At 56.7% G+C, this 7038-nt stretch carries 4 protein-coding genes; 2 read left to right on the top strand and 2 right to left on the bottom strand.

Annotation, left to right across the window (positions count from 1 at the left end; all coding sequences use genetic code 11):
• A partial coding sequence (locus DSD30_RS21280; protein ID WP_114011776.1) for an L-dopachrome tautomerase-related protein occupies positions 1 to 854 on the top strand: 854 nt, incomplete at its 5' end.
• Positions 855 to 979: 125 nt separating this feature from the next.
• Positions 980 to 1891: a sugar kinase gene (locus DSD30_RS21275; RefSeq protein ID WP_114011775.1), complete on the top strand. Its 912-nt coding sequence runs from the start codon at positions 980 to 982 to the stop codon at positions 1889 to 1891.
• Positions 1892 to 2338: 447 nt separating this feature from the next.
• Here DSD30_RS21275 and DSD30_RS21270 read toward each other — a convergent pair whose 3' ends face one another.
• Positions 2339 to 4297 carry a UvrD-helicase domain-containing protein gene (locus DSD30_RS21270; RefSeq protein WP_114011774.1) on the bottom strand — a complete coding sequence of 653 codons (1959 nt, stop codon included), beginning with the start codon at positions 4295 to 4297 and terminating at the stop codon, positions 2339 to 2341.
• Entirely contained in the window at positions 4294 to 6510 is a 2217-nt protein-coding gene (locus tag DSD30_RS21265) for an AAA family ATPase (protein ID WP_114011773.1), read from the bottom strand. Before DSD30_RS21265 ends, DSD30_RS21270 begins: the two co-directional genes overlap by 4 nt.
• Positions 6511 to 7038: the final 528 nt, after the last annotated feature.

The following is a 7038-nucleotide window of genomic DNA, read 5'->3' as shown; positions in this document are numbered from 1 at the left end:
TGAAAGCGGTTCTTGGCTTCGAGATCGACCGCAATGATGTCATGTGGATTCTTGATCAGGGCCATGTTGCGGGCGGCGAAAACAAGCCCGGTGATGCCAAGCTTGTGCTCTGGGACATCAAGGCCAAAAAGGAAATCCAGCGGATCAACTTCTCTGCCGAAGAGGCCGATCCGAAATGCTCTTTCCTCAATGACCTTGCCGTCGACAATGATACCGGCTTTGCCTATATCGCCGATAGCGGCATTTTCTGCAATCCGCTGCATGGGGGACTGATTGTCTATGATTCCAAGGCGAACAAGGCCCGCCGGATTCTGGATCAGCACAAATTCACCAACAACGAACCACACTTTTTCTTCAACATCGACAATCGTCAGGTGCTGAAGAATGGTGGAATGCAGACCGGCGCCGATGGCATCGCCCTGTCTGCCGATAAGGATACGGTCTATTGGACCAACCTGACCGGCAACACGCTCTATAGCCTCGATACCGATTTGCTGCGTGACTTTGGCGTCTCCGAAACCGTCATAGAAAATGGCGTTGATGTGGTCACATCCTTGCCGTCCAACACCGATGGCATGACCGCCGACAACAAGGGCAACATCTATATGACCGCCCTGTCGCTGGACGGCATCATGAAGCTGGACGGCAAGACCGGGCAATTGTCCCGCTTTGCCCATCATCCAGACATGAATTGGCCAGACACCTTGGCATGGGGGCCGGATGGCGCCCTGTATGTGGTGTCCAACCATCTGCATTTCTGGGTTGATGGCGACATGAACTTCAAGGACCCGGACATTCCGAATTTCCGGATCTGGAAGATCCCCGGTGTTGGCAAAAGCTACACCGCTGAGTGATTGAACCGGGAGCCCTCATGTGCGCAAGGCACTTATGTGCAACACACTTGGGGGCCCTTTTCAGGTTGCGGCGATGGCCTTCGGCTTTTGCCGCACCCCTCCTCGAAAAATAGTGAGAGCCCGCAATGCCAGATATCCTTTGTTTTGGAGAGCCTCTGCTTGAATTCAACCAGCAACCAGACGGCAATTATTTGCCCGGACATGGGGGGGATACCTCCAATTGCGCCATTGCTGCAGCACGACAAGGCGCTTCCGTCGGCTATTTCACCCATATCGGTGCCGATGCCTTTGGTGACAGCTTTATGGATCTCTGGGCGCGCGAAGGGGTCGATACCAGTGCAGTTAAGCAGGTATCAGACGCCCATACGGGCATCTATTTTGTCACCCATGGGGCGGATGGTCATCAATTCAGCTATTTCCGTGCCGGCTCCGCTAGCAGCAAGGTGACGCCTGAGAATTTGCCCGCCGAAGCCTTGGCGTCCTGCAAAATCCTCCATGTGTCCGGCATTTCTCAGGCGATTTCGGACACATCAGCCGACGCGGTTTTTACTGCCATCGACATGGTCAAAAAGGCGGGGGGCAAGGTCTCCTTTGACACCAACTTGCGACTCAAGCTCTGGCCGATTGAGCGGGCACGCGCGGTCATTCATGCGGGCATGAGTCAGTGCGACATCGCTTTGCCGGGCCTTGATGATGCCCAGCATTTGACCGGCTTGGATGATCCTGACGCCATTGCCGATTTTTATCTCGCACTGGGAGCCAGCATTGTTGCTCTGACCTTGGGGGCCGAAGGCACATTGGTTGCGACCGCGGATGAAAGACGCCGCATCAAGGGACGTCGGGTGGAAGCTGTTGACGCTACGGCGGCAGGCGACACCTTTGACGGGGCTTTCCTTAGTCGGATTGCCGTCGGTGACGATCCGTTCGAAGCCGCACGCTATGCCAATGCGGCAGCCGCCCTGTCAACGCAAGGCTATGGTGCTGTTGCTCCCATGCCCACCAAGGATGCCGTGAAAGCATTCTTGGCGGACGAATAGCGGGTGTAACCCTCTGAATATGGAAGGCTTCCTACCACTTTCAAAGGGTTACCCTGACTTAGGTGTACGCCCCTCCCGAATAGGGGTAAGACCGTGGACGGAAGAAGATAATATTCAAACGCGCCTCGATTGGGAAGCAAAGCACGGGTTGATAGAGAGAAGTAGGCCGTGGCTGCGCAAGAAAATGGAAGACTATAGGAAGAAGACCGACGCTTAGTTGTTATGAAAATACAAAACCTTTGAAGTTATCCAAGGCCGTGCTTCAACGACAGAAATTGGGGTTTGTTTTGTAAAGAAGACCGACAGGCAACATTTCTTTACTGGTCCCAAATTGACAGAATCTTTCTTTTCGACTGCGAACACGACATCATTTCCAACGCCCGCTTTGGGCTCCAAGCAGACTGATGCGATGCATCATTGCCCGGCTGAATTCATCACTAAAATAGCTCAGTGCTTCGGTGCAGCTTCCTGATAGGTGCCGTTGGCCGCAGCCATCACGACCTCATCCTCGACCATCCATTTGTTGGATAGCAGAAACCTGCGGATCGTGTCGGGGGCCTCGGAATACAGCACAAGCGCTAGGCTCTCTTCGGCCCGTGTGCAGGTGACATAAAGCAAACGGCGGGTGCGCTCAATCGCAGTTTCCTCGCCTTTGTCCGCCTTTTTCTGCGCGTCTGGGCTAAGGGGCTTCACCCCGAACAGCGTCTCATACGACGCAAGGCCTTTGAAGCGTGTACGATCGTCGTCGGCGATCACCATAACCCGGGGAAATTCAAGCCCCTTGACTCCTTGGTGGGTGCCATAGGGGCTGCGGTCTTCGACATAGGCGAGGTATCGCGCCACTTGGGAAAACGGGGCCTCAAGCGCCTGCATCCAGGCCTCGGTGATGGTGATTTCGGTGGGTGGTGTGGCCTCAAGCGCAGGCAGGTCCATCTCGTCAAACAAAGGACCAAGCTCGGCAAGGATGTCGGCCATGGGACTATTGTTAGGCAAACAGGGCCGAAGCTGCTCGGGGATCGGGAACAACTGGTGCTCGGCCACGACCATTAACACTTCGGCACAAATCGGATCCCGTTCGTCCTTAAATAGCGTCATCAGCGCTGCGACGCCCGCCCGCGCCGCGTCGAGGCCAGTGGCCTGGCTTCCGCGCACCGCCCTGATAAATCTCTTATCGACAAGCGGTGAGCAGTCGTGCAGCACCGCCATTGCGGCAAAGGCATCCCCATTTTTTTGTGCTGTCACCAAAGGCAAGACCCGGTGGGTGAAAAGCCGCATCGCGGGCAAGGTGCCATCGCGAAACCCGTCCTTGAGCTTGTCGGGTCTGCTCAGGGGTTCAAACAGTTCACTAAAACCAAGGCGTGCGGCGGCCATGTGACGCTCGATCATGAGGGTCTTGATCGCCTCCGCGTCCTGCCATGTGGGGTCTTTACTGATGCGGGCCATTTCCTCCCGTGTCCAAGCTTCAAAGGCTTTGCGATCCGTGCCCTCGCTCGGGGCAAGAAAGACGCGCACGGTGCCACCCGGCTTGTCTTCGCGCGGCCGTTGTTGGCGGCCATCATCGTCGCGGCGGATCGCATTCGCCAAATCCACGATCCGCGCTCGGCTGCGGTGGTTCATCTGCTTGGCCGGTTGCGCGAAATTCCCTACCCGTTGGTCGAGATCGCGCAAACCATCGGTGTAAATGCGCTGCATCGTGTCCCCGAGTAGGCCTAGGGCGATGCTGCCGCGATGGCGCGCCTGGAAGGTCAAAAGCGCCTCCATCAAGAGCTTCATCGTGTCCTGACTCTCGTCGATCAGGATGAACGGGTAGCGCGCCAGAACGATGTTCTGGAATGTCTCGCTCTCAGTTAGGAAATGTGCAGCGAGTGCAATGACCTCAGAGTGTTGCAGCGCATCGCGGCCGAAATAGTCTCCCTCGGGCGCGTAGGTGAAGGCGCGGATCTCGGCCAGGCGCTTCAGCCGCCTTTTCTTGGAGGCCATCTTCCTGACGCGTTCGTCATGGGCTTTACCCGCCCGGCCCTTCGCATGGTCTGCCTCGATCTTGGCGATCTCTGTCTGCAGGTTGCTCTCCAGCCAGCCTCGAATATCCGCAGTGCGTCCTTCGATGAGCGACCAGGCGAAACTGTGGATGGTCTGCACCTGAAACACCGGATCTGCCTTGACGCGACGCGTGATCTCATCTGCGGCGGCGTTAGTATAGGTGATCACAGCGATTTTGCGACTGTGTTTGCGCAAGGTGGTCATGGTCTTTGTGTCTAACTCCTCAAGTGCGTCCTTGAGAGAGGCCGTCTTTCCTGATCCCGCCCCGGCAAAAAGAAAGAAGCTGCGCGGCTGATCGAGGGACAGGCATGCGCGAATCATAGCGTCAGCGGCCGCGTCGCGGTTGGCGTCGGTCACATCCATCATATCGCTCCTTCTTCGCCCGTCAGCTGGCGTGCGAGCCAAGTCAGGCCTTTGTCGATATAGGGCGGCGCGCGCAGCGCTTTGATATCCTCGACATAAAGGAGGTCCAGTGCGAAGGCGGCCTTCTCCGGGTATTTGACTAACCGATCAAAGAGCGCTTTGGCGAGGTCCTCTGGCGTGGGTTCGTTGGAGATGGATTTTTCAAAAGCGCGGGTCATGCGGCAAGCTAGCTCTGCCTTTGCAGCGCCTTTCACGACCTCCGTGTTGGCCAGAGCAAGAGCATCCTCGAACGTGCTGGGCGTGATGGTCTGGGTCAGCGCACCCTGCGTCACTTCTTGCGGGGTCTGATAGGCGACAGTTATGGGGCGGGCGGCATCGGTATGACAGAGTTTGTTTGGTGGAGCGGCCATCAGCGTGTCGATCTCCGCCAGCTTGGGGAGCCAGGTCTTTAGAACGTGGTTAGCAGTGGTTTGTGCGGCCCCACAACAAGGCTGGGCCGATTCTTTGCCTAACTCTGCCACCGCGTCGAGATCGGTGATGATCAGCGTCGGCAGCTCCAGCGCCTCGATCAGAGGCCGCATTCGATGCGCGTGACTACCCCCTAGTTCTAGGAAAGATAGATAGGCCGTAGCCAAGACAGGGTAGTGATGCTGGATCCGATGTGGCAGCAGGATCCGCTCCGCAGCACCCTCGATCACGATGACGGCGTCCGCGAAGAAAAGATCAAAGTGTGTGCTCAGCAGATAGCGAGTCACGAAGCGGCGAGTTTCTGTGTCCGCGCCAAAGAGCCCCGTCATATTTGCGACTGCGGCTGTGGGCACAACTCCGTGACCTGGCAGTTCGCGCTTGAAATAACGCAGCTCCTCAAACTCGGCCGCGTGCGCGATATGGCCAGAATGGGTACTCACGACCAGCTGCGTGGTAAAAGCCGAGTCCTCCTTCTTCAGATCTTCATGGTTGCGCAGCGCCTTATAAGCCTTGGCCATGAAGACCTGCTGCACCTGAACATGTAGATGCGCCTCCGGCTCCTCGATCAGCACCAGTTGCAGGGGTTCGATGCCCCTGTCTTCCGGGGTAACCACCTGTGATTTAAACTTACCTACCTGCATCCAGACATCCCGGAAACGCATGAGCTGAAACACCATGGAGATCAGGTTCTGGAAGCCTAGGCCGTTGTAGCCTTCAGGCAGCTTCACGCCAGATGTGTCGCCTGAGATATCGTATTGCACAGCCGCCGGGTGATCGAGCCCATCAACGGGTTTGATCTGCGTGGCAATGGTTAGTTTCGGATTGTTGAGACCTCCGGTGTAGCCGAGATTTTCCAGTTCCTTGATAGCATCGGCGAAGCCATCCTTGAGACGGGCATTAAATGTCGCTTCGGCATCATGGATCGCCTGAAGCGCTTTGACATCGTTCGGCGTGGGGTCCTTTTCAGGGTCGATATGCTTGCGGAAATAGGGCTGTATCTGGCTTGCAAGCTTGCGATTATCGGCATGGACGAGCTCGCCATCATCGTCTTTCCCGTCACCGGCATCGGCGAACCCACGTTGCGCGTTGATCTCACGAATATGCAGGAGACCGGCAAATGGATTTGGGCCGATCCCCTCTGACTGGGGGGGCAGTGGCGGCGGTGCTACTGCTCCGACCGGTGAAAAGTTCGCAGGGTCCATAAGATGGGCGTTCAGCTCGAACAGGTCCGTCAGGCGCTTGTCCAAAAATTCCCGAAAGTCGCGTGGCCAAAGCGCGAACCCGTTCACCGTTGCACTGCCTGGCTGCAGCTTCTGAGCGGCCTCTCGCGCGGCCAGGTACTGCGACTTAATGTCCGCTCTCTTTTTGGGCTCCAAGCGTAGGCGCACGCCCAGTGGCCCACCAGTCCAGGTAAGTGTTGGGATTAGGTGCGCAACATGGTGGAGCTCTGAAGTCTCCGCATGGAGCCAAACGTCGAGAAACGGAAGCTGGACTAGGAGCGGGCTAAGATCCGCCTCGACCTCCTGTGTCCAGGCGCCCGCGATCTGCTCGATCACTGCCCAGTTTGAGGCTGTCACATCACGCGTGTCGATACCGCCACGATCCTTGAGGAACTTGCGCAAAGCTTTCATGGCCGATGTCTTGCCGCTGTTATTCGCCCCGACAAGCAGAGTTTGCTTATCCGACATGTCGAGACAGGCGCGCCGCAATTTGCGAAAATTGAAAACTTCAATGCGTGTAAGTTTCATAAAACCGGTATCTCCTCGCAGGAATTTCCGCGTTGGCGAGAACATATATACTTAACCTGCGGTTGTGAAGCCCCGCTCAACCTCGAGGGCCTTACCAGTTTTTGCATATCTGACCTTTCGCTTTGCATGCTTGCAGGGGGCGGTGGAAATCGCATGGTGGGTAGTGAGCATCTCACCTGCCTTGAGGCGAAACGCCGGAGACCTTGGTGTTAAGTTTTTTGGTCGCAGCCCCTCTTCCAGAGTGCCGTGCCCATGTATGCCCAAGAGCTTCATGCGGTTACAGCGAATGAGGGCTCTCCACCCGAACCGGTGGCCTCAGTCTGAATGCGCCCAGAGGTCCCTTGAATGGCCGCTTTAGCCTGAGGCAACGGAGATCTCGCAGCAGCAGGAAATGTCAGCTATCCGCCAATTCTGTTGAAAAATTAAGTGCTGCAGCGCAAAACGGAGGGCGGTTTTGGGAGGCTCGACGCTCCCTCATGCCGGAGTTGGGAGCAGCTTTGCCATTTTGCGCAGGTTCTGTGCTGTGGC

The sequence above is a fragment of the Cohaesibacter intestini genome (assembly GCF_003324485.1).
GTDB classification, from domain to species: Bacteria; Pseudomonadota; Alphaproteobacteria; order Rhizobiales; family Cohaesibacteraceae; genus Cohaesibacter; species Cohaesibacter intestini.
Note: the sequence above shows the minus strand (reverse complement) of the source record. Positions and strands in the feature narration are given on the sequence as shown.

What these genes read in the sequence shown, in the direction of transcription:
- DSD30_RS21275 (WP_114011775.1), top strand. Translation starts at nt 980, where the DNA reads ATGCCAGATATCCTTTGTTTTGGAGAGCCTCTGCTTGAATTCAACCAG.
- DSD30_RS21270 (WP_114011774.1), bottom strand. Translation starts at nt 4,297, where the DNA reads ATGATGGATGTGACCGACGCCAACCGCGACGCGGCCGCTGACGCTATG.
- DSD30_RS21265 (WP_114011773.1), bottom strand. Translation starts at nt 6,510, where the DNA reads ATGAAACTTACACGCATTGAAGTTTTCAATTTTCGCAAATTGCGGCGC.